We start from the raw sequence: 23,737 nt of genomic DNA on the forward strand, positions 1-23,737 counted from the left end.
ATATTAAAATAGAAAAAGGTAAAAAGATTAGTGAGATACGGATCATTTGGAATATATCCGGTCACTTGACTTTTGCCTGAATTTCCTTTGCAAATTCCTTTGCTTTCTGAACACGGGATGCATCGGGCTGTCCTTTTGTGGAAGGACCTATCTTAGCAAATTCTTTCATCTGAGGGTCATCGGACTTTTCGAGCATATCAATAATAGGTTGTGCAAGTTCACCCTGGCATTCAAATGTACCAAGATAATTGCCACTGGCTGCGATATCCTTGGTAGAACCAGTCCATGAATGAATGGCTTCAAATCCTTCAGGAACAGCATGGGTCATGAAGAATGCTATGTTCTTACTAGCCACATTCTCTTTTACTAATTTTGAAACCTTCTCTGGAATGTTAAATTGCATTACCGGGAAACCCACAAATACAAGGTCATAGCCTTCAAAGTTGCTTACGTCTTTGATGTCTTTGATATCCTTTTCACCAGTAATTTCCCCATAAATAGCTTCTGCGATCTTCTTTGTGTTTCCTGTCTGTGTCATGTATGTTACTAATGTTTTCATGAACTTCCCCCTTATAATTGATATACAAAATATATTGTACTAATATATAAGAACAGGGGTTGGTAAAATGTGTGAACTACTCCTAAGCTAAAGACTTAGTGGCTTCTCATTTCATAGAAGACCATCGGCATCTTCATGAGCGTTAATTCGGGCTATATCATCTCTACTGAGTTCTGTCCATTCGTCCGTTTCGGCTTTACATGAATACGAACTTGGTACAGTGGCTTTGTTCAAGACCTATCGAACCTGATTTCTTATAAATATTAAATTAACAAAAAAAACAACCTTTTTGAAATTTTTCTTCATTGTTGTGTTTTTTTGCCATCTTCCTCAAAATAATATGTTTGTCTTTAAAAAGAAAGTGGATTGAAAGAAGTTCCAGGTTTAAACGGGTAAATGGAATTTTCAAAATTGATGCGGAAAATCGGGAAACAGACCCTGAAAATTAAACTACGGGAAACCGTGTTAGTGCAGGGAATTATGTTAAAAAAAAGGAAAATGAGTATTCCGGACTTAACAAACCTGGAGGATAAAGCCCCCTGAAGGGTACCCGGAATCTCGAATTCAGATAAACACGATGAACAGCAAGTAGGACAATGTCATCATTAAAACGGAGTGTTTGAGCCCTGAAGATACACTTCCCGAACCCATTTTCCCTGCAACCAACCCCGAGCCTAAGCCCTGCAAAAGAGCTGCATGGAAGAAGAGTAGGGTATACTCCTTCAGATTAAAGCCTCCCATGGACATTGCCGGATTGCTGGAACCGTCAAGGGCAGGGAGGAAGAACGCAGCAAGCACATATACTATGATCAGGAAGACGCAGAAGGTCACGAAGATTATGAAGACATAAATAAACATCTCTGCAGAACGCTCTCTTTTAAGGTTTTTCTCAATATCAGCATCATCCGCAACTGTACTGATAACCTGGTGGATATTTCCTGTGGATTCACTTGCTTTGGCTATAAGGGTCAGGCTTCGCCGGGCCATGTTGGTCCGTACCCTGGCTTCAAAACGTTTCAGGGCTCCTACGAGGTTCGAGTTCCAGCGGATATCCGCAACCGTACATTTTATTTCGGATTTCAGTTTCCCCATATTTGACTGGGCTGTAATAGCAATTGCATCGGAAAGCAGAATTCCTGTTCCGTTGATACTTGCAAGCCTTTTAAGGAACTCTGGGACATCATCCTCAATCTGCCTGACCCTCCTAACCTCGATTTCGTGGAAGATAATGTAGGGAATTAAAAGGACAAGAAGGGTTACATAGATATAATCGTCAAGGGTAGATGCAGTTTCAACGAATCCTCCGTAGTATGGCATGTGTTTCATGAAATGATATCCAAAGTACCCGAGCGCAACGGGAGCGCTTATTATAAAAACAGATGTTGGCCTGTCAAGCATAGCCCTTATAGGGTGCAGAAGCACATTTTTGACCCTGGCTACTTTTTCATAAAACTCCAGCTTTTGGAGCAGTTCCTCATCTTTTTCTGTAACTGGCTTTACCCTTACATCACTGAAAGAATCCTGCTTAATTCCGGTGATTCTCTCCTCCGGCATCTTTTCCGCATCTCCTGTAAGCATATCCAGGAAGATGAGGAAGATCATTGACCCGAAGGGAATTGCTCCATATACCAGGAGATAGAGTTGGGTGGGTCCCCTATTATCGATCATATTCATGACCACGAGGATTACCATAAGGAATAGGGGGCCTACAACGAATACAGTAATATAGACCTCTGCCAGGAGCCCGAGAGTCTCAAGGAAATGCTTTTGTTCTTTATTGGCAGCGTTTTTATATACGTCTGTCTTGTTTTTCAGGTAAAGGGTAACGTCTCCTCCACTGGATACTACTGAAATCAAGCCGTCTACAAGATCTTTGAACTGTTCGGACGGCGTCCTGTCGGCTGCATCCCAGAGGGCATCCTGAAGGTCTTTTCCAAAATATTCCATATCCCTTATAATGTTTCTGAATTCCCTTGAAGCAGTCCCGTATATGTGAGAATAATTCGAAAGCGACTTCATGATGTCAAAGATAGTCATGCCCCCGCCCCTCTGCATAACATAGAGAAAAGCAGTTGCATGGGGCATTGATGTATTGATAGCTCGCTTTCTGTTATCAGCTTTCATGGACGGGTAAGCCATAAAAAGCCCATAGGTAAGGGCTCCGATCATCGAGAAAAAGAGGAGGGCCCCCACAACCGTAAATATTAAGGGAAGGTGCGTTCCAATAAAAGTCGGAGTTTCAACTGCATTGATTACCGTGTATGAAATGCCAGACGTCGAAACAATACTTTCCGGGGTAATACCCCTGAAAGTCCACCCTCCTATCAGTAAACCTGCAAGCCCGCCGAAGATTCCCGCAAGCAGGGAAAATAAAATTGCAGTTGAGACATACTGTTCTGCAGGCAGAGGAATCTGAGACTGGCGAATCTTTCTCTTGAACAGGGAAAACCTGTCTTCATTCTCAAGGATTTTTTCTCCAAAGATTCTGAATGCTAGGGTATTTATAGCGTTCATGGAGACCTCCTTAAGTGTAGTGCAGTATCATATCCGACAGGGTATCATTTCCAATCGCTTCCATTACAAGCTGCGGGTTTGTGGCATACATATGCACTATCAGGGAAACACTCACGTAATCACGGATCTGTTTTGTTGTCAGGTGGGCAAGGATCTGTTCCCGGTTCTTAAACTCAATAAATAGTTTTTCAGGTTTCCAGCCTCTTGCTTTCATAATTTCATTGAGCACATAGGAATCCCCGGCCCGTTTGAATATATCCTGCAAAGGATCCCATCGATAAAATTCATTGATCCTGAGACTTCCTGACCTTGCATCAAGCCCTGTAATCTCTACAATTGTGTTGGTTCTCCTGACCCTTTTCTCATTGACATATGTCTGTATCTGGATACTGATGACTCCAAGGGCCTGCATCATCACGTGTGGGACATTTATTGGTTCGTTTTCAAGCCTGTTAACAACTGTCTGCACATCGCTTGCATGCATTGTCGAATAAGTCGTATGTCCTGTTGACATTGCCTGGAAAAGGGTAAGAGCCTCCTTTCCTCGGACCTCCCCTACAATAATATATTCCGGGCGCTGCCTGAGGGCAGCTGTCAGGAGTTCATACATGGACACCTCTCCGGTACCATCTACAGTAAACGATTTTCTGGTTGCGCCTGCGATCCAGTTTTCGTGATGGAGCATGATTTCCCTGGTATCTTCAATGGACACTACCTTTGACAGCCTCGGGATGAAAAGAGAAATCGCGTTCATAAGGGAGGTCTTACCCGAAGCAGTACCTCCTGCCAAAAGTACACTGATGTTGTTTTCAATGGCAATCCAGTAGTAAGCCATCATCTCCATGCTGCATGTCCCATACCTGATAAGGTCAATTGGGGTTATGGGGTCTCCTTTGAATTTACGGATAGTATAGGAACTACCCCTTGTTGTGATTTCTTTTCCAAGGGTTGCCTGAATCCTTGAACCGTCAGGAAGAGTTGCGTCTACAATCGGTTCTCCTATGGAGATATGTTTGCCGCTCCTCTGGCAAAGCTTGACAACCAGAGAATCCAGTTCTTTTTCTCCTAAATGGACATTGGTCACGATGTTATTGTACTTTTGGTGGAAGAGGTAGATAGGGATCTCAATACCTGAACAGGAAATATCTTCGATATTCGGATCCCTAATGAGCGGATTTATCCTTTCGTACCCGATGAAATTCCTCCTGAGGAAATACATTATCTTATGAATCGAGGAAACTTCCAGGGTACTATAGTACTGATCCAGAAGCCTCATGCTTCTGTTTATGAGACTGACGTCCTTTTCCTGTCTGGATATTATATCTTCCTGGGTAAGGACATCTTCCAGATTGTCCCGGACCCTCTCAAGAACAGCTTTTTCATAGGTGGTGAGAGTGGGCTCAACAGCATAATAATATTTCATTTCCACGTTTTCAATTATGCTGATAAAGGCGTAAGGTTCCTCTACCCAGTAGCGTTCTATTTCAGTAAATCCTGCCGGAATTTCATACTCAAGAAGCGGACCGCAGGTTTCAGGGTCATATGGGGGAAGAACCCGGATATCTTCATCCTTAAGACTCCGGATGATTTCTGCAAACTTCTTTTTTGCCCCTTCGGGGGTTTTTACTTCACCAAAGAACTTTTTAAGCTTATCACTTAATTTTTCTCCTTCTTCGATCCCAACTATGTCACGTCCCAGATCCTTCATATTCTCGGTGAATCCGGACTTTTTCTTAATTTTTGTTTTCCGGTGAATTTTTTTATTTTTACTTGAAGTTTTATTTGAATTTTTACCTTTTTTTTCGGCTTCAGGAATAAGTTCGACTTTCTTTTCAGGAGCAGTTTCTGCAGAATCAACAAGTTTTGGTTCAAGAGCTACTTCTGAATAAATGGAGGGGTTCGGTCCAAGATCTTCAATTTCTTCTGAATATGTAGGTTTTTGAGTTCCAGTTGCTTCTATAAAAGGAGGATTCTCCGATACGAATTTATTTATCGTGTCTTTCTTTGTCCCAGTTTCCGGAGATAAATTCTTAAGTTGAACAGTTTTGAGTACAGGTTTAGTTTTCCGGTTTTCGATCTTGAATTTCATGTAAGGAAGGTCTATATTTTCGTATTCTGTATTTTCATTCTCTGTATTCTCAGTTCCCGAAGCTTCCTTCTGAATATTTTCTCTATCTCTGTTGTTGTTACCAGCCTGGGGGCTGTTAATGTTAGCTATATTTAGAGTATCTTCAGAATACGTCCTTTTTATAGGCACCTGTAGAAGACTGAATTTCCCTGCCTGAGCATCTTTCCCGTCGCCTTTAAGCATATTTTTGTCTGGTTTTTCTGAGTCATCCGGAGATTTCTCGTTTTTGGAAACTATAGAAGCTTGTCCCACCAAAGATTTGTTCCCCTAACAAAGTTCTTTATTAGTAGATAATTATATGTGGATTACTGTTTTCTTTTTTTATATGTATTCTAATGCTTTTTCAGCATTATTAGTTATATTGATCAATATTTTGAATGTTCTTTTAAAGCCATTTTTCACTCCTTTTTGAGGATTTAATGGACTAATAATGAAATTTGCATTTCTCAATCATATAAAAAATAGAGTTTAATCGTATTAATCCTTTCATTAATAAATTATATTTATTAAAAAATATATTTACATTATATTATTAATATAGAATGTATAAATTAGCTGAGTAATTGTTTCTCTTTTGAAACACAAAAAGGGATGTTTTAAAAGAACAGGAAAATCAAAGGAGATGAATGAAAAAGGAGATGAAAAAGTGAAAAAAATGAATGAAAAAAAGGAGTAATCAATAAGATTAGAGAAAATGTAGATTTTCAAAGGAGTTTTATCCCTGATAAGGTTATTTCAAACCTGATCGGATTCAGACTGAGGTATGTCCTTCGCATTTTAGGAATCTTTATGTAGCGCTCAACATTCCCTGTATAGGGGTTTTCGTCTACCATGAGCCGGAGACAGCCGCTTACCGAGTATTCTGCAAGGTTATGGGTCTCCTTTAATGCAGTATCGTCCATGACGAACATGGATGTGCAACCTTCCTTTGTGCTCAGGATGAAGGTTAGAGCATCAAACTGGTCCCTGAAATCCTGAATCGAGAGGCGAAGAGTAAAAACTCCGATATTATCAATAACCACAACTCCAGTCCCTTCAGGCACATAATCCGAAAGTGTGGGCAGATCTATCTCGAGACCTTCAGGGGTAAACCCAAATTTGGAAGTCTGGACTTTCTCGGAACGTTTTTGAAAAGACTTTTCAATGGTTAACTGACCTGATTCATAATATTTGGTAAGCCCGAGGCCCAGCATTTCAGATAGTTCGAGGATATCTTCGGGTAGTTCTTCTGTTGCGACCAGGACGCATTTTTTACCATCTAAACATGCCTGATGCAGAAAATGAATCGTAAAAGTAGTCTTGCCAGTTCCTGTGTCTCCAGTAATAAGAAGAACTCTGCCTGGTAGGTATCCACCGCCGATCCTTTCGTCAAGTTCAGGTATTCCTGATGATATTCGTGTCATTGAGCCGACTCAATTAATTTATGTACACATCAAATCCTTTATCTTGAATTTATAGTAAAACCTTAAAGCTCTTGAATTATGAGACTTATGAGAGAGGGCGCAAAACTGAATTTTTTATTACAGGGTATAAGTCGAGCTCTTATTTAAAATTTGCACACAGTATTTTAAGAAAAATACAGGACATAGCAGAAAAAGAAATACAGAGTAAAAAATCTGTGAAAAAAAGGAAACGACGAGAGGGGGACTCGAACCCCCGGGATGCGAGGCATCACGGGATTAGCAATCCCGCGCCATACCGGGCTTGGCTATCTCGTCATATTGAACTTTAGAAACGCGTCCCCTAAAATGCATTTCATATATTTAACCTTTTCCGGAGAAATTACTTAAGATAAATCATTCCTTCTGAAAAATTACAGTTATATTATAAAACCAATCTCTCAAAAACTAATAAGTGATGTGTTTAGTGATGAGCACACCGCAGGTCGTTGCGTCTCGGAGACTTCAGTAGACTGAAATCTCTTCTCCACCCCGCGACCCCGCAAGCGACGGTTGCCCACGGTGAGTCTGCTCCCTTCCGGGCCTCGACCGGTTTCCGCGGTTAGGGCATGAGAACCTGTTCTCCAGCAAGTCCGCATACCTGCACTATCCAAGCAGGACGGGGCTTCTCAGTTGAGACCACAGGCTGGAATCTCTTTGACTCATCTTCCTTTGGCTTCGTCCCCCGCATATCGGCGATTTCGGGTTACAGGTAACGCCGGGCTACCCAGACTAGCTCATCAACTATGTAAAGACATTAGTCACTTATAAAACTATCCCTCCCGTTATGCATTTTAAATCCTTTTCCCTACATATACTATGTGCCCTGGAAATCGAAAAAACGTATCAGGTAAATATTTATTGAGAAATCATATATTTGGGCAAAACACTAAAGGGCTGAATATTTTTCTGCCGAATCTGTTTTTAAAAGCTATTTTTAAAAGCTATTTTTAAAAGCTATTTTTAAAAGCTATTTTTAAAAGCTATTTATACATATCAAAGAAAGGTTAATGGAGAGCCTATAAAACTTCAAAATATATGTTCTAATGAATAAAATACCTTATTTATTTATACGTCGTTTTTCAAAGTAATAGATACATAATATAGGTACATAATAGTCCAAATGGCTTACAGTATGTTAAAACACCTGGCAAAATAACTAAGCGAGGGGAGTTTGTATGAGATATGGAGTTGCAATTGACCTGGGAACAAGCGGGTATCGGGCTCAGAAGATTGACCTTGATACACAGGAGATTAAAAGAACAGTAATAACATTGAGAAATCCTCTTCCCGGAGCGAATGTGATGGATCACATGGACTTCGCAATTCACTACGGGCAGGATCTTGCGCACGGGCTTTCCGTAAATGCGGTAAAGACCCTCCTCCAGACCCTTGATGTGCAAAGCGGAGAACTTGATAGACTTTCAATCTGTGGTAACCCTATCCAGTTGTCCATTTTCCAGGGAATCAGCATTGAGGACCTGGCTTATGCAGGGGAACGGAAGAAAAAGAAGTACAATATACAGGAACAGAACAGGAATGCGAGAATAATATCCAGCAGCGAAATTTCAGGGCTTGAGGAATTTAACTGTGAAGTTGTCGTCCCTCCTGCAATAAAACATGAAGTCGGCGCCGATGCCCTTGCTCTTATAATTAAATCGGGAATGCTTAACAGTGATGAGATTTCGATTGCAACGGATTATGGGACAAATGCTGAGATGGCGCTCAAAGTAAAAGACATTATTTATACAGGCTCAGCGGCTGCAGGTCCGGCTCTTGAAGGGCAGCAGATAAAGTATGGGACCCTTGCTTCTCCTTATGCAATTTCTGATTTTGAATTTGAGGATGGAGCATTGAGGAATTATGTATTGAATGAAGAGATGAAACCAGATCCGGGGGATCTTGTGGATCCCAAAACCGGAGAGATCCTGGAAGAGGGAAAGATCAAAGCCAGGGGAATTACAGGTACTGGGGTTATTGCCCTTCTTGAAAAAGCTATTGGGCACGGTCTTGTTGAACTCCCAAAAGTCAAAACCCCGGATGAATTAATTCATCTGCAGAACAAAATCACATTTTCGGAAAAAGACCTCAAAGAAGCCGGAAAAGCCATAGGCGCGATCAGAGCAGGGCATCTCACACTCTGTGCGGTTGCAGGCATAGAACTGACAGATATTGATACGGCGTATATGGCAGGTGCTGCCGGCACATATATGGATGCGGAAAAAGCCCAGAAAATTGGCTTGATCCCTTACTCTACAGGGAATATTGCTCAGCTCGGGAACACCTCTCTTGCTGTTGCAAGGGAAATCCTGCTTTCGGAAGAAAGGCTTTGGGAGCTTCAGGATATCGCAAGCCAGATTATAGGCACTCACACAATGTTTGCGACTGCTCCGGAGTTCCGGGATGCTTATGTCCTTGAACTTGCGTACTGGGAAGAAGGAATGCCTTTTAAGATGTTTAAGAAATTCCTTAAAAAGAAAGGTCTTCCCTCACTTGATGAGCCCATAGCCAACCCTGTGGTAGATAAGCGGGTGGAAAGAGATATTCCTGTTCTTGGTGAAGAAGGTCTCTATGTACTCGAAAGAGTCGGGACCTATATGACAATGGTTGTCGACTGCCCTGAGTGCAAGAAGTGCATAAAAGTCTGCCCCAACGACGCCATTACAATTGATGAGGAAAGCAGGATTATGATAAGCACTGACCTCTGTGAAGGTTCACATTGCCAGAAATGTATTAGAGCCTGCCCACCTGACAAATTTAACTGGGAGAATCTGGAGGTCTTTAAACCAGAGAAACAGGAGTCAGATTGATCTGAGTGTTAATGGATCAGCATAAGGTTCTTCTGATGTAGAAAAACGTTATTTTGAACCTTGTATATATAATTGCAAAAAGTAATGCTGATGGGCGAACCTATATAATGATATTTCTAAGTTCTAAGTAACGTTCAGCATTACTCTCTTTATTTCCAAATATTTGAATAACTATTCGGAGTGAAAAAGGGTCGAAGAAGCAAGATATATAAAAACCAGTTTGTGAATTCAAAGTAAAAGTAAGAAGTAACCTTTTAAGTAACCTTTTAACAAAAAGGAAGTTTTGGACGGTTGTGTGCAGAATAAACACAAATTATATAAATAACCTCCTCATAAAGAATTATTGAGGCATCTAATCCACTTTCACACCGTAAATCATCTACCACATCTAGCCCAAATAGATTTTTAAGTTACGCAACGCCGTTTTTTAGATGCCTCAATACCACATAAAACAACGCTGACTGGGATAGAAACCTCTCATATAAATATATTTATATTTATATTTAAAAATAAAACTTGAGTTAGCGATCACATTTAGCAGAAGAAGTAAATTTTGTATAGAAACAGACATTAAAGTTTCTTAAAACTCAAAAGCTTTAATATCTCTACAAAAAATTCTCTCTTTTTGTTCAGGTTTATTCGTGTCAGGGCATCAGTAGGATACTCATTAGATAATTCTGTAATGATTATTCTGTAATCCTAAGATAATACTGTAATTCTAAGATAATTCTGTAATGATTATTCTGTAATCCTAAGATAATACTGTACATATTTGTTTTGCTAAATCAGACATATAGAGATTATGACAGGAAATTGGCAGGAAGTAAGCCAGATAGAAAGAATATCCATTGGTCATCGGTTAAGAAATATTCTTGCCTGTTGCCATCGATTTTAGAGCAAAAGTTAGTCTCAAATTTTGGACATCGAAACTAAAATCGATGCCTTATTCCAACTTCACATAAATATATGTTTTTGGCTAATGTTGCAGAAATAGGGCAATTTATCGTGATTCCCCTCTTAACCGAAGACGCATGAAAGAATATCTACCTTGACCTCTACTTTGAATGACGCCTTAAAGGCTGAGATATTTAATGACAGGCAATATGCTGAACAAGAGAAGAGAACTACTGAAAAAGAGACTGGGGGAATGAATCTTTTAGAAAGAGTATGGAGTAAAACTAGCACAAATTTTATAAATAACCTTTACATAGGAGTTAATGAGGCATCTAATCCACTTTCACACCGAAATCAGCTACCACATCTAGCCCAAATAGATTTTTAAGTTACGAAACGCCTATTTTTTAGATGCCTCAATCACCCAATTTGGATGAAACGTTTGATGAAGCCTTCTATTAATCATTGAATTCATCTGATATAAATATTTATATTTAATTCCAACTATAATTATACCGGGCAATTGATACTTTTCCTATTTTTGTGTAATCTTATATTTTTGGAAATACAGGCAAAAAAACCTCAATATACAAACATGCTCTTTTATAAAACCTACATTCCGCAGTATTTTTTTGAAAATCAATATTTTTTCCGATAGCGTTTTTCAAAAATTCTCAATTAATATACCCAAACTGAAATTTGAATAAAAATTGAATACTAAGTTTTTTGGTCTCTGAACATACCGTATAGCCATTTTTAACTCCTGCATAGAAATCCGAGAAATTCACGTTAGGACAAAAATCGATAGCAAGAAAAATAATGAATGTACGAAAAATACTGCGGAAAGTGGGATAAAAGAATAATGAAAAGAATAATGAAAAGGAAGAGGTCAGAGGGAATAAGCTTCACGAAGTTTTACAACGAGCGTTTCGACCTGTTCCACTGCTGTTCCTATATACTTATCAGGATTTACGAGGTTCTCAATATCTCCTGCACTCAGGTACCTTGAAACAGAAGGCATATCCAGAAGTACCAATTTGAAATGCTGCCCTGTTTCATGGGCTACCATCGCTGCATTCCGGACAAGTTCATGGGCTTCCTGCCGGCCTACACCTCTTTTTGCAAGTTCTATCATTACAGCTTCGCCCATGTTCAGGCCTCTTAGCAGATCCAGATTCCTGCGGATATTTTCTGGATAAAACCTTAGATTTTCAAGCACAGTGATACCGAGTTTAATGATATGGTCCGTAAGCACACAGGCTTCCGGGAAGACAACTCGTTCACAGGAGGAATTTGTAAGGTCCCTTTCGTCCCAGAGGGTATTGTTAAGAAGTTCAGGCTCAATCATTGCTCTTACTATCCGTGCAAGCCCGCAGATCTGCTCGGATTTTATTGGGTTGCGCTTGTGAGGCATGGTAGATGAACCAACCTGCTTTTTCCCGAAGCTTTCCTCAACCTCGGCGATTTCACTGCGCTGAAGAGTCCTGATTTCGATGCCGATTTTTTCCAGAGTAGTAATAGTATTTGCCATCCACATGACAAACTCAGCATGTCTGTCCCTCTGGATGATCTGGTTTGAGACGTCCACAGTCCCGATTCCGAGGTGTTGCATTGTAAGTTTCTGTATCAGGATTCCGGATTTTCCAAAAGCTGCCTGGGTTCCGACAGCTCCGGTCATCTGCCCTACGGTGGCTCTCGGAGTGAGTTCATATAAGCGGTCCAGATGTCTTGAAATCTCGGAAGCCCAGATTGCAAAACGGAGCCCGTATGTTGTGGGAACGCCTATCTGTCCATGTGTCCTTCCGCAGCAAACTGTGTTCTTGTGGGCTTCCGCCTGGTTTACCAGAACTCTGAGCAGGAGTTTGAGTTTATCTTCCAGGATATCAATTGCGTCCTTTATCTGGAGAGCTGTTGCCGTGTCAAGGATGTCGTTTGAAGTGGCTCCGAAATGGACCCATTTTCCTGCATCTTCTCTACACTGTTCCGAAATCGCAACAACAACTGCCATCATGTCGTGGTGGATCTCAGATTCTATTTCGTTAACCCTTTCAGCCTTCACAGAGGTAACGCATTCGGAGATGACCTCAGCTGCTTCTGCGGGGATAAGCCCCATATCCGCTTCTGCCCGGGCAAGGGCTGCCTCGGTCTGTAAGATTTTGGCAAGTCGGTTTTCCTGACTCCATACATATTTCATTTCTGCTGTACCGTACCGGTATTCTATTGGATGAATAGCCACATCAATCACCTTACTGGAATCGGGAGTTTTATTTTATCCCGGGTCTACTTTAAGCCTTAATTGTTCTTAGTTTTTAATAGTCTGAATAATATTTTTTTCCTGAATTCCTTTAGGCTAAATTATCCTTTAGGCTAAATTACCCTTTAGGCTAAATATCCTTAGCTTAAAGGATTTCTGGCAATATGAAGTTTCAATATTAACTTCACAAATTATCATTACCGTTCCATTACTGTTTCACAGCTGTTAACTTCAGCTGGCAGGGTACGGAATAAACAACAGAACCAATAAATAAACTTTGAGTCTATAGGATGAACAAAATCTGGGCAGGTGAAAGAGAATAAAGGGTTACAAACTCAGCAGGTAGCGTAATTTTTTAATGAAAAACATTATATGCCTTAACATCCTTTATGCGGGCTATCTACCGTATCAATATTAAAAAATAATAGCAGGTGACAAAAATGGGTCGTTTTCCAGAAGCCGAAGAAAGATTATTAAACAAAAAAATCTGCATGAAGTGTAATGCCAGAAATGCCATACGGGCAACCCGCTGCAGAAAATGTGGCTACGGTGCTCTTCGCGTGAAATCTAAGGAATCCAAGGGAGCATGATCTTTTTTGCAGGTGGAAGCACACCTCCAGAAGATTATTGAACAGTGTGGAAAAGTTCATCTTACTCTTATCGACCCGGCGTCCCAAACGCCTGAACGAGCTGCTGATATTGCTTTTGCAGCAGTTGAAGGAGGCACTGATGCCATCCTGATAGGGGGCTCAACTGGAGCGTCGGGAACCATATTAGATGAAACTGTGTTAAAGATTAAAGAAAAGGTAAATGTTCCCACCATCCTTTTCCCAGGAAGTTCAGCCGGACTCAGCAGTTATGCAGATGCCGTATTTTTTATGAGCCTCCTGAATTCCAGGGACATAGGGTATGTGATCACAAACCAGGTACTTGGAGCTCCGCTTGTATACAAGAGCCAGATTGAACCAATCTCTATGGCATACCTTGTGGTTGAACCTGGAGGCACTGTTGGTTGGGTAGGGGACGCAAAATTGATCCCCCGGAAGAAATCCGAAATTGCTGTGGTTTATGCCCTTGCAGGCAAATACCTTGGAATGCACTATACCTACCTGGAAGCAGGGTCCGGAGCCGATAAGCCTGTCAACCCCGAAATGATAGGAGCTGTCAAACACGTACTCGGGAAAAACAAACTTATTGTTGGTGGCGGGATCAGAGACGCAAAAACCGCAAAGCTCTGTGTTTCTGCAGGTGCGGACATGATCGTTACCGGCACGATTGTTGAAGAAGTAAAGGACGTAACTGCAAAGGTGGCTGAGATTGTATCAGCCATAAAAAACTGAACTCCCGTAAATCTGTATTCAAGGTGTGCTGCCTGCTTTTTAAGTATCCAAATAAAAATTCCTTATATTCAACTGTTCTTTTTTAAATATCTATTTATTTTTTTAATACCCTGCCTTTGAAAGCATAAGCTATCTTTATATGAAGAAGCGTAAAACCCCTGAGTCTTTAGCTCAGGGGATATAAGCGTCAACTTCAACCCTGATTCCGTATGTAATATTCTGCCGCCTCTTTACTTACATTTCCGATAGTAGACGCAAAATAACCATCACTCCATAACATATTCTCACCCCAATAATACTTTTTCAGATATTCTTTTTGAGTTTTCCATAACCTGTTAGTATATTCTTGTTTCAATTTTCTGACAATTGACAAAACGCTAACTTTCGGCTCACTCTTGATCAAGAAATGAATATGGTCTTTGTCAGTTTCCATTTCAAGGATTTCAAAGTTAGACTCTTTTGAACTGTCACTCATAATCTGTTTGAGTTCTTCGCTAATTGGTTCAAGTATGACTTTTCGGTATTTGCAAACAAAAATAACATGATACATTATCAAAAATTTGCTATGATTCCGTGTTTCATACTTCGTATTTACCAAAAAGTATATATATTGTTAAAGCATATAATGCCTTTGTATGATGCAAGCGTTCAAATTTAGACTCTATCCTACAACTACACAAGCTATTCAATTGAATCAGCATATAGGTAGCTGTAGATTTGTCTATAATTGGGCACTTGACCAGAAAATTAAAACTTATGAGCAGACAGGGGAATCAATTTCCAGATTTGACTTAAACAAATTAATTCCTACTCTAAAGGCTTCTAATGAGTGGTTAGGAGAAGTTAACTCTCAATCATTACAGGGGGATGACTAAGCAGGTTGAATCCGCTTTCACTAGATTCTTTAGAGAGAAAACAGGGTTTCCAAAGTTCAAATCAAAAAAGAATCCGATACAGTCTTTCCCTGTACCTCAACACTACACTGTAAACTTTGAAAATAATACTATCAAGCTTCCTAAAATAGAACCAATTAAAGCAGTTCTTCACAGGAAGTTTGAAGGAGAGCCTAAAACGGCTACGGTATCAAGGACATGTAAAGGACATTACTACATCAGTATCCTTGTTGAAGATGGAAAAGAACTTCCAGTAAAGGAAGCTTTCACAGAATCAACAACAGTAGGAATTGATGTAGGTATCAAAGACTTTGCTGTCCTTTCAACAGGAGAAAAGGTTGAGAATCCAAAGTACTTGAAAAACTCTCTTAAAAGGCTCAAAGTATTACAGAAAAGAGTCTCAAGGAAACAGAAAGGCTCTAAGAACAGGGCAAAAGCTAAACGAAGACTTGCTGTACTCCATGACAAAATAACAAATCAGAGAAATGACTTCCAGAACAAACTCTCTTTTAGACTTGTTAGCGAAAACCAAGCTGTAGCTCTGGAAACTCTAAATGTTAAAGGCATGGTTAAGAATCATCACTTAGCACAGGCTATAAGTGATTCTGCGTGGAGTAGTTTTGTAACAAAGTTGGAATATAAGGCTCAATGGTTTGGAAAAACCGTCCTGAGAATAGGACAATTTGAACCCTCTTCTAAGCTATGTAGTGTGTGTGGATACCACAATAAAGAGCTTCAGCTAAAAGACAGAGAATGGATTTGTCCAGACTGTAAAACCAAACACGATAGAGACATTAATGCCGCTATCAATATCAAAAAATTCGCTCTCATAGATCAGAATCTAATTGGATTATGACACCGTAGGGACTACGGGGATGAGCTTGGGGACTTGCCCTCAATAGAGGGAGGAATGAACCAAGAAGCCACTCAGTCTTTAGCTGAGTGGTAGTTCACTGAATATAATAATAACCTCCAAATAAGATATCATGGAATTATGATTCTTTAGACCATAAACTCACAAAAGGAAAATGTCCAAAATAGGGGGAAAAATATGGAAGTAAGAGAAGAAGTCCATTCACAGATTCTGGAAATCCTTAGGGGTGCAAAATTTCCAATCAATACGCTGGAGGAATTGATTGCTGCTTTACCCGAGGGGCTGGACACAACATGTATGATAGGTGGTACGGAGGTCACGGCGGCAGAGGCGAAAAGCCTTCTTTCTGAAAATGATTTTCCATTCAAAGACGCAAAACACGTAGCAGATCTCCTGGTTGAAAGAGCGGGGCTCTAAATTTTGCTTCACTGCAATCCTTACTTATACCGAAACTTTTTATTTCTGAAACCGTTTTTATACTTAGAAACTATCCTAATGCTTAACTTTCTGGGATATGTAACAGCATCAATTTACAGGCAGCAGATTGTAATAAATAGTTTTAAAGGTAATATCTGACTCTTATTTTAGTATCATTATCCTGTCAACGCAAAATGTTCTATTAATATGAAAGGATCTGAAAATAGTATGTTTAGAGCAGACAAATCTTCGTGCAGTAAATATAAAGTCTGCAGAAACCTACAGGATTCTTTAATTTGCAATAAACACTAAGAGATATAATTATGATCAGGATTTCCAATCTGGTAAAGGATTATGAGGTACGTTCCAAAAAAATAAGGGTATTGGACCATATCGACCTCATGGTGAAGGACGGAGAGATTCTCGGAATTACAGGTAGAAGCGGAAGTGGGAAATCTACCCTACTCCGAATTATCCGGGGAGTTGAGTCCTTCGATGAAGGAACTGTGGAAATTGAGGGGAAAACTGTAACCCCCGATTCAGGGATTGAAGGAGAACAGTTCCTGAAAAGCGTAACCGCAATACACCTCCAGCGAAATTTCGGGCTCTGGAACGGACCTGCGATAGAAAACGTCATAAGGAAACTGAATTACCTTCGAATAGGTCATGAAGCTCTCCCGCATAATGAGACTGAAGATTATGAAGAGCTCTTTGCCGAGGCGATGGAGTACATGAAACTTGTGGGGTTGGGACACAAAGCCCTTCACTCTACCAATCTCCTCAGCGGAGGGGAAAAGCAGAGAGTTTTAATGGCGAGACAGCTTGCCGCAAAACCCAAAGTCCTTCTCCTGGACGAGCCTGTAACAATGACCGGGCCGGATACAAAGCAGGAAGTCCTTGATGTGATAAAGGGCTTGAAAGAAAAACTGAATATTCCGATTATAGTGGTCTCCCACCTTCCTGAAATCCACGCCTATCTTGCAGACAGGCTTATATTCCTTGAAAACGGGAAAATTGCAGCTGATGGAGAACCTGCCGTGGTTCTTAAAAACTTCCTTAGGGACCTGAAACCCAGGGAAGAACTCTCAGAGTCCGGGAATAAGGAAACCTGCATTAAAGTAAGGGATATTTCAAAACGCTATTCCCTTCTCCGGATGGGGGAGGTCCTCAATATCAAAAACTTCTCTCTCGATGTTTATGGAGGAGAGATCCTGGCATTTATCGGTCCGTCTGGAGCTGGAAAGACAACCATTATGAAATTAATGGAAGGATTGGTCCAGCCAAAAAGCGGATTTGTTGAATATTTATGCAGAGGGGACTGGGTAGATGTTACCGGATACAGCAAGAAGCGCATGGAACTCAGGCGGATTATGAGTGTTATGAACCAGGAATTCTCAATGTCCGTAAACTCCACTGTGAGGGAACAGATCCGTTTCAGGTTGAGCATGAAAAAGCAGGGTGCAATTGAATACGCGAGAACTAAAGCCCAGGAAATAGGACTTTCGGATGAGACTCTGGACACTATCTACCGCCTGCCCGATATGCCTGAAGAAGAAAAGACTGCTGCACTAAGGGAGATGGATCTCAATGACACGGTTTTTTCCGAACTTTTCCCTGTAGTTCCGGCCACTGATGTCGATGCCTATGCAAGACCGGTCTTTGAAGCCCTTGACCTGCAAATGGAAGTTCTTGACAAAACTCCTTACCAGATAAGCGGAGGAGAACATGTCAGGGCTTTTATTGCCATGAGCCTTGCTACTTCTCCCGAATACCTTATGCTCGACGAACCTTTCGGGGACCTCGACCCTGTAACCCTCAGGGACGTGACAAATTCATTAAAAAGGATCAATAAACGCTTTGGCACTACCATTGTACTCGTGAGCCACCACATGGATTTTGTTCGGGAAGTTGCCCACAGGGCGGTATTGATCGAGAAGGGAGCTATTGTAATGGATGGAAAGCCGATTGAAGTCTGCCAGGAGCTTCTCAACAGGAGCAATGCTCCTTACATGGTACATAGCCTGGAAGACCTCATTGAAGGCAACTTAGAAAGCCAGTAATTCGAGAGTCTGTTCAAGACTCTTTTCTTATTTTATTTCGGCGTTGCCAATTGATCTCATCCTCTCCAGATTGTCCAATAAGCAGGGACGGATTAAAAAGCATCAGATTTATTTGCCTTCTTCCTGAGATTCATTTACAAGCCGGTCCCATTCCTCATTTCCGAATTTTATATACAGGCTCGGAGGTACGATTGGTTTTTCAAGGTCTTTAACTGTTTTTTCAGAAAATGCCTGATTTTCAACAACATCCTTCCCGGCAGATCTGAGCAGTTTGTTGTATTTTCCTATCAGAGGTTTTAGTATGATGTTTTTTTTGCCCCTGAAAATTTCTCCTTCTCCCCTGTAGATTTCTGCAATCAGTTCGGTGTGAAAAGTTCTTGCTAATCTTCTGAAAAATAGACGCATTACCTCGAAATTTGTCTGTCCGGGCAGTCCGGCATTCGAAAGCACAACGAATTTTGGATACTTTTCGTAACGCTTAGAGTGCCTGTATTCACCCATCTCATCCTCCTCAAAGTGAGGCAGAAGAACAGGAGCAAGCCTGTCTATGAAATTTTTCATTATGGAAGGAACATTCTCAAAATATACTGGACATGCAAAGACTACAATATCCGAAGCCATAAACTTAGGAAGCAAATCGTCCATATCATCTCGAATAATGCATTTTCCAGGGGTCTTGAGCCAGCACTCAAATTTCCCCGTGCAGTACCTGATATCCTTCTCGGCAAGGATAATATTTTCAGTTTCTGCCCCGGCTTCTTCTGCTCCTGTCAGAAACTCTTCCACCATAAGGAGAGTATTTCCTTCCCGGCCCTTATGGCTCCCGCTGAACACTGTTACTTTCATATAACAACCCCCTGTTGCCCCATGATTATTAATATTGGTGAGCCGTCTTCTCTTTGGCTCAGAATCCTCCAAATAGTTTTCAAAACCTTTTGTCAGCACTTGCAAAGATAGAAGTGATAAGTAGATCCTTTTTTCTATCTCTCATTTTTGTTTCTTTTCTCATTTATATTTTCGCTGAACTTTTTTCCCACGCCCCATGCTTTACCCAGATGCTTTCCGATTCCCCAGTAGTTATTGTCGTACATTGAAAAAACAATTGGTTCTACTTTTTCTATATCAGGAACTCCATTACAGAGATACTGTTCTTCTGCATAACTTTCCACAATCTCGCCGATGAAAACCTCGTTGGCTCCGCCGAAGTTCAGAGTATCCACGAGCCTACATTCAAGGTTTAAAGGGCATTCCTGGATCATTGGAGCTTTTTTGAGCTTCCCATAGAAAGTTTTGAAGATGCTGGATTTATCTACCTTTTTCCCGGAAACCATACCACAGTAGTCTGTAGCTTCAACTATGTATCTGGAAGGAATATTTACGCTGAAGCAATTGTTTTCCCTGATTCCTTCATTTGTATAGTGCATTTTTCCCAGGGCAACTGCGATCATTGGAGGACTTGCCTGAACGATTCCGCAAAAAGCAATTGTCAGGTAGTTTGGCTTTCCGTTCACATCGGCACCCACCAGGATAGTGGGCATAGGATAAAGGAAATTCCTGGCTCCGATGGCTTTTTTCTCTCCAGTTTCCATTCTTTCATCCTCCTCAGAGGTTAAGTAAATTGAAATTCTTCCGAGATGTAATTAGTATTCCGGTTTGAGTAATATCTTGGTATACATATAATTCCCACGGAATATAAATCACATGCGAGAATTTTAAGTGGAAGGTACGGTTTAATTAAAAAGGAATTGAAAATAATCCAGTGGGTATAGGTACAATAAAGGAAAATTTGAAAGCAGAAAAACGATGGATGGGGGGTAAAAAGCAGGCAAATCTAGTAGTCGTTTATTCATACCTCAAAGCATCCACCGGAGCCAATTTTGCGGCCTTGCTTGCGGGATAAACCCCTGCGGCAACGCCTACAATTATAGCAACGATGAGACCTGCCTCAAAAGTGTAAGGAGAATAAATGAAGGGAAGGTTAAGGATGCTTGTGGCGGCATAAGCCCCTCCAACTCCCACCCCTGCCCCCAGGAGGCCTCCGAAGAGACTGAGGATGATGGATTCTATGAGAAAGAGCAGAAGAATATCAGCGCCTGAAAAACCAAGCGCCTTCATAATTCCAATCTCCCGGGTACGTTCCGTAACTGTGACGAGCATGATGTTCATTATCCCTATAGACCCCACAAGCAGAGAGATCAGGGCTACTACAACCAGAAAATTTTTAAGAGAATTCGCAAGCTTATTCGTCTGTTCAAGGACATCTGCCTGATTAAAAATCCTGTAGGGTTTTGCGTCTTCATCGTCGATATCCCGTGAAGAGACTCCAAAGTTCCGGGCAAGCCGTTTATCTACCTCGTCCGAAATAACGTCCAAATCCTCAATGTTGTCGGACATGGCAAAAAAGGCTGAGAAATCATCTTCTTCGAGCATCTGGTTGATGGTTGATACTGGAATAAAAATGCTCGTGTCCCTTTCGATTCCCCCTCCTCCGAAAGATGTACCAGGGCTTTCAATGATGCCCTTTACCTTGAACTTCCGGGTAACCGTTCTGCCCCCTTCCAGACGCAGGGTAATGTCTATAGAACTGCGGGTGGATATGTTCCGATCGAATTTTTCGTTTGCAACTTCGGACCCGATTGCTGCAGAAAACGCATCCTGGTTGCTTATGAAACTGCCACTTTCCATAATGATGTTAGCAGTATCTTCATAATCTCCAGTTACTCCTGCGATGTCGATATTTTTCTTTTGGGAGAAGGAGGTTACTTCCCCAAGCTGCTGTTTTATGGGAGAAACTCCACTGATACCGGGGGTTTTTTTGATTATTTGAAGCTCGTTGTTGTAAAAAAGGTTAGGTTCCTTGCTGTAAATAATAATAAAATTGGAACCCTGGGCATTTATCTCCTCTTCAAAAAAAACATTGAAGCTTTCCCCAAGAGATACATTTGCAACTACTGCCGCAATACCTATGACGATGCCGAGGGTTGTCAGGATTGAGCGAAGTTTTGCACTTGCTATGCTCCCAAGAGAGATACCGATAGCTTGTTTTATCTTCAGCATATACCCTTCCATTTTAAAGTTTTGGAGAGTTTGATTTTGGAATGAAACTTCATAAATTTCCAGCAGGAAACCCCTGATAGGCTGTCTTAAAATTCAAACCATTTTTTTAGCTCAAATGATAATTACTGTCACCATTGTAGAATCAAATTTAATTTCAAGACACGCTCTGAGTCTTTAGCTCAGGGGTAGTTGACGCAGGTATAGAGGGACTTAAGGGGCTTCAGCCCTCAGGCAATCAATTTATGATTAATTTCCAAAAACCCCCTGGATATTGATGTACAAATATGTCTCAGTAGATACTAATGTGATAATATACCCCAATAGGTATTGTACAAATATGTCTCAGTAGATACTAATGTGATAATATACCCCTATAGGTATTAATCTACAAATATATAATAAATCACTGTTGAAATAAATGGGAAATTTTTCTATAGGTACTGCTTTCTACAGGTAGACGTAAAAATCCATTCAATTTTTCTGTTGGTCCCGATTTTGTCAGAACTTTTAATATTCGATTTAAATCAAAAATTACTAAATGTTAATCATATCCTCATTAATATATATGTATATACTAGATAGAATAAATGATAAATCGGATTAAATATATAGTCTGGATGACACTGATTTTCAATTGAACTTACAAAAAAATAATAATCAAAGATATTTATATGTTAGGATGTGCTTGCTGTTGAATGTAGGATGGGTGCTCTGTTATCAATGGTTCTCTGATGCAACGGAAGTGTTTAAAAATGAGCCAATCTCAAAACATTGTAAATTAGCACATTTCTTATATATGCTAATGTTATATGATAAGAAAGAAAAGCATGTGTAGGAAATACTGAAAGTTAAGACCAAATAATAGATAAATAGGATATATCATCCTGAATATTTTATAAACTTATTTCAAATATGTTAAACTAGATTTAGAGTGCTGAAAGTTGTCATTTCAGCCTCTGCCTCATGCCCCATTCAAACCCGGACTATGTGCTGAAAGATGCACTATTGTATAACACATGGAGGGGGAAAGATTCTGATAAAAAATACTGACAAATACCCCGAACTTTTTTCAAGCATTCCACAGAGCTCCCAGCTCTCCGCCGTATATAGCGATATCGAAGAGCTGACAGAACTACTTGTTGCTTATTTTAAACAAGGAATTGAAAGAGGAGATCACTGCCTCTGGATTATCCCGGATTCGCTGGCAGCCGAAAAAGCAGAAAATGAACTTAAGAAGGCAGGAGTGGATGTTGGGAAATACATCACTTCATCTCAATTAGAGATTATGCCAGCCGGCACACTTTCGGAGAGTGTTCTCCTGCTCGAATCTGCAGTAAAAAAACTCACGGAGGAAAAAAGTGGAAAAGCCCTTTCTGAAGGGGTTTCTGGATTCAGAACGAATCTCGATGTAAAGGGGGCTGGAAGCTCCTTCAAAACCTGCTTTGAAGGGTTAGAAAAAATCCATGAAGAAATCAGTCAGGGTAATAGAGTAAATCTCACATTTCTCTCCACTTTTCCACTTGAAGAATTATCAGGCAGTGCACTTCTTGAGATGGTGGAGGAAAAGGGTGTTCTCGTTAAAAGAAATAACAAATGGGGATATCTGGTGAATACATGTAACTTAAACGGGCATAAAGAGCTGGAAACCACCCTTCTCAAAGCAAAAAAAGATGCTGAAGCCACAAACAGGGCAAAAAACAGTTTCATAATGAATATGAGCCATGAACTTCGGACTCCTCTCAATTCAGTAATAGGTTTTTCTGACCTGTTGCTGGAAGGAGCTTTTGGGCCCATGAATACAAAACAGGCAAAATACGTTAACAATATCCTGATAAGCGGGAAAAGCCTGCTGGAGATTATTAACAACCTGCTTGACATCTCAAGGCTTGAAGCTGGTGAAAATACCCTCAAATATGAGGAAGTGGATGTTGCAAGCCTTATAGGGGAAGTGAGAGTGAGCCTACTTTCGCCTGCTTCGGTCAAGAAAATCACCGTTGAACTGGATATAGGCCCTTCTGTGGGAAATGTTCGAGCTGATATGACAAAATTCAGGCAGATACTTTACAACCTGGTCAGCAACGCCATAAAGTTTACTCCAGCAAAAGGAAAGGTCATCATCAGTGCCTGTAAAAAAGAAGGAGTTCTTGAGGTCAAGGTTTCGGATAATGGTATGGGGCTTTCAAAGGAGAGCCATGAAAAGATATTCATGCCTTTTACACAGGCAGATTCTTCTGCTGCCCGCGGGTACGGCGGGGCCGGCCTTGGATTATATATTGTCAGAAACTTTGTAGATCTTCATGGAGGGAGGATCTGGGTTGAATCAGAGATAGGAAAAGGAAGTACTTTTACCTTCACCCTTCCGGTAGAATCGGAAAATGCCCCTCTTCAGGAAAATAAAAAGAAAAAAGTGAACTGAAATTGAAAAATCCTGCAAAAAAAAGCCTGATCCAGTGAAATCTGCCTATCTGAAATAAAATTGATCGAAGCTGGTTCCATGG

General features: G+C 40.7%; 16 protein-coding genes, 1 tRNA gene, 1 other RNA gene and 1 pseudogene. 8 read left to right on the forward strand and 11 right to left on the reverse strand.

The genetic code is table 11. The annotated features are described in order from the left end of the window. Positions 1–61 precede the first annotated feature (61 nt). The 6 genes from MSWHS_RS12125 to ffs form a co-directional block, all read right to left on the reverse strand. Positions 62–559, reverse strand: coding sequence for a flavodoxin family protein (locus MSWHS_RS12125; protein ID WP_048129739.1), 498 nt, complete (start codon positions 557–559; stop codon positions 62–64). Between the two features lie 564 nt (positions 560–1,123). Beyond that, the gene (locus tag MSWHS_RS12130; protein ID WP_048129738.1) at positions 1,124–3,073 is read right to left on the reverse strand and encodes a type II secretion system F family protein; all 1,950 of its coding nucleotides are present in this window, start codon (positions 3,071–3,073) and stop codon (positions 1,124–1,126) included. A gap of 10 nt (positions 3,074–3,083) precedes the next feature. Next, positions 3,084–5,453, reverse strand: coding sequence for a type II/IV secretion system ATPase subunit (locus MSWHS_RS12135; RefSeq protein ID WP_231585739.1), 2,370 nt, complete (start codon positions 5,451–5,453; stop codon positions 3,084–3,086). Positions 5,454–5,905: 452 nt separating this feature from the next. Then, the gene (locus MSWHS_RS12140) at positions 5,906–6,604 is read right to left on the reverse strand and encodes an RAD55 family ATPase (RefSeq protein ID WP_048129737.1); all 699 of its coding nucleotides are present in this window, start codon (positions 6,602–6,604) and stop codon (positions 5,906–5,908) included. A 230-nt stretch (positions 6,605–6,834) separates the two neighbouring features. After that, positions 6,835–6,919: transfer RNA gene (locus MSWHS_RS12145), tRNA-Ser, on the reverse strand. A 149-nt stretch (positions 6,920–7,068) separates the two neighbouring features. Then, positions 7,069–7,383: signal recognition particle sRNA (ffs, locus tag MSWHS_RS19445), an RNA gene on the reverse strand. A 435-nt stretch (positions 7,384–7,818) separates the two neighbouring features. Here ffs and MSWHS_RS12150 point away from each other — a divergent pair. Both MSWHS_RS12150 and MSWHS_RS12155 read left to right on the forward strand, forming a co-directional pair. Beyond that, the gene (locus tag MSWHS_RS12150; RefSeq protein ID WP_048129736.1) at positions 7,819–9,450 is read left to right on the forward strand and encodes a methylamine methyltransferase corrinoid protein reductive activase; all 1,632 of its coding nucleotides are present in this window, start codon (positions 7,819–7,821) and stop codon (positions 9,448–9,450) included. Between the two features lie 1,060 nt (positions 9,451–10,510). Further along, a complete protein-coding gene (locus MSWHS_RS12155; protein ID WP_048129735.1) occupies positions 10,511–10,732 on the forward strand; it encodes a hypothetical protein in 222 nt (73 codons plus the stop codon). A 501-nt stretch (positions 10,733–11,233) separates the two neighbouring features. Here MSWHS_RS12155 and purB read toward each other — a convergent pair. Beyond that, positions 11,234–12,580: an adenylosuccinate lyase gene (purB, locus tag MSWHS_RS12160; protein WP_048130668.1), complete on the reverse strand. Its 1,347-nt coding sequence runs from the start codon at positions 12,578–12,580 to the stop codon at positions 11,234–11,236. A gap of 458 nt (positions 12,581–13,038) precedes the next feature. Between purB and MSWHS_RS12165 the strand changes: the two genes are divergently transcribed. Beyond that, positions 13,039–13,188, forward strand: a complete 150-nt coding sequence (locus tag MSWHS_RS12165; RefSeq protein WP_048129734.1) for a 50S ribosomal protein L40e — start codon at positions 13,039–13,041, stop codon at positions 13,186–13,188. Positions 13,189–13,194: 6 nt separating this feature from the next. Then, entirely contained in the window at positions 13,195–13,938 is a 744-nt protein-coding gene (locus MSWHS_RS12170) for a geranylgeranylglyceryl/heptaprenylglyceryl phosphate synthase (RefSeq protein ID WP_048129733.1), read from the forward strand. Positions 13,939–14,131: 193 nt separating this feature from the next. Here the strand turns inward: MSWHS_RS12170 and tnpA are convergent, their stop codons facing one another. Next, positions 14,132–14,545: an IS200/IS605 family transposase gene (tnpA, locus tag MSWHS_RS12175; protein WP_156151232.1), complete on the reverse strand. Its 414-nt coding sequence runs from the start codon at positions 14,543–14,545 to the stop codon at positions 14,132–14,134. A 28-nt stretch (positions 14,546–14,573) separates the two neighbouring features. On the opposite strand from tnpA, the pseudogene tnpB reads away from it, so the two are divergent. The 3 genes and pseudogenes from tnpB (at position 14,574) to MSWHS_RS12190 (ending at position 18,182) form a co-directional block, all read left to right on the forward strand. Beyond that, positions 14,574–15,687 (forward strand): annotated as a pseudogene (tnpB, locus tag MSWHS_RS12180) (IS200/IS605 family element RNA-guided endonuclease TnpB). Between the two features lie 195 nt (positions 15,688–15,882). Continuing rightward, complete coding sequence (locus MSWHS_RS12185; RefSeq protein ID WP_048129731.1) at positions 15,883–16,122, forward strand: MTH865 family protein; 240 nt, start codon at positions 15,883–15,885, stop codon at positions 16,120–16,122. A 323-nt stretch (positions 16,123–16,445) separates the two neighbouring features. Continuing rightward, complete coding sequence (locus tag MSWHS_RS12190) at positions 16,446–18,182, forward strand: ABC transporter ATP-binding protein (RefSeq protein ID WP_048129730.1); 1,737 nt, start codon at positions 16,446–16,448, stop codon at positions 18,180–18,182. 108 nt (positions 18,183–18,290) lie between these two features. Here the strand turns inward: MSWHS_RS12190 and MSWHS_RS12195 are convergent, their stop codons facing one another. The 3 genes from MSWHS_RS12195 to MSWHS_RS12205 all read right to left on the reverse strand — a co-directional run bounded on the left by MSWHS_RS12195 (position 18,291) and on the right by MSWHS_RS12205 (position 21,239). Beyond that, positions 18,291–19,028, reverse strand: coding sequence for a flavodoxin family protein (locus tag MSWHS_RS12195; protein WP_048129729.1), 738 nt, complete (start codon positions 19,026–19,028; stop codon positions 18,291–18,293). A gap of 134 nt (positions 19,029–19,162) precedes the next feature. Beyond that, positions 19,163–19,771, reverse strand: a complete 609-nt coding sequence (locus MSWHS_RS12200) for a flavin reductase family protein (protein ID WP_048129728.1) — start codon at positions 19,769–19,771, stop codon at positions 19,163–19,165. A gap of 253 nt (positions 19,772–20,024) precedes the next feature. Then, positions 20,025–21,239 (reverse strand): ABC transporter permease, encoded by a 1,215-nt coding sequence (locus tag MSWHS_RS12205; protein WP_048129727.1) that lies wholly within the window; start codon positions 21,237–21,239, stop codon positions 20,025–20,027. Between the two features lie 997 nt (positions 21,240–22,236). On the opposite strand from MSWHS_RS12205, the gene MSWHS_RS12210 reads away from it, so the two are divergent. Beyond that, the gene (locus tag MSWHS_RS12210; protein ID WP_082088362.1) at positions 22,237–23,655 is read left to right on the forward strand and encodes an ATP-binding protein; all 1,419 of its coding nucleotides are present in this window, start codon (positions 22,237–22,239) and stop codon (positions 23,653–23,655) included. The last annotated feature ends 82 nt before the right edge of the window (positions 23,656–23,737 follow it).

Source organism: Methanosarcina sp. WWM596 (assembly GCF_000969965.1).
GTDB lineage: Archaea > Halobacteriota > Methanosarcinia > Methanosarcinales > Methanosarcinaceae > Methanosarcina.

What these genes read in the sequence shown, in the direction of transcription:
- MSWHS_RS12185 (WP_048129731.1), top strand. Translation starts at nt 15,883, where the DNA reads ATGGAAGTAAGAGAAGAAGTCCATTCACAGATTCTGGAAATCCTTAGG.
- MSWHS_RS12125 (WP_048129739.1), bottom strand. Translation starts at nt 559, where the DNA reads ATGAAAACATTAGTAACATACATGACACAGACAGGAAACACAAAGAAG.
- MSWHS_RS12130 (WP_048129738.1), bottom strand. Translation starts at nt 3,073, where the DNA reads ATGAACGCTATAAATACCCTAGCATTCAGAATCTTTGGAGAAAAAATC.
- MSWHS_RS12205 (WP_048129727.1), bottom strand. Translation starts at nt 21,239, where the DNA reads ATGCTGAAGATAAAACAAGCTATCGGTATCTCTCTTGGGAGCATAGCA.
- MSWHS_RS12210 (WP_082088362.1), top strand. Translation starts at nt 22,237, where the DNA reads ATGCACTATTGTATAACACATGGAGGGGGAAAGATTCTGATAAAAAAT.
- MSWHS_RS12165 (WP_048129734.1), top strand. Translation starts at nt 13,039, where the DNA reads ATGGGTCGTTTTCCAGAAGCCGAAGAAAGATTATTAAACAAAAAAATC.
- MSWHS_RS12140 (WP_048129737.1), bottom strand. Translation starts at nt 6,604, where the DNA reads ATGACACGAATATCATCAGGAATACCTGAACTTGACGAAAGGATCGGC.
- MSWHS_RS12195 (WP_048129729.1), bottom strand. Translation starts at nt 19,028, where the DNA reads ATGAAAGTAACAGTGTTCAGCGGGAGCCATAAGGGCCGGGAAGGAAAT.
- MSWHS_RS12200 (WP_048129728.1), bottom strand. Translation starts at nt 19,771, where the DNA reads ATGGAAACTGGAGAGAAAAAAGCCATCGGAGCCAGGAATTTCCTTTAT.
- MSWHS_RS12150 (WP_048129736.1), top strand. Translation starts at nt 7,819, where the DNA reads ATGAGATATGGAGTTGCAATTGACCTGGGAACAAGCGGGTATCGGGCT.
- MSWHS_RS12190 (WP_048129730.1), top strand. Translation starts at nt 16,446, where the DNA reads ATGATCAGGATTTCCAATCTGGTAAAGGATTATGAGGTACGTTCCAAA.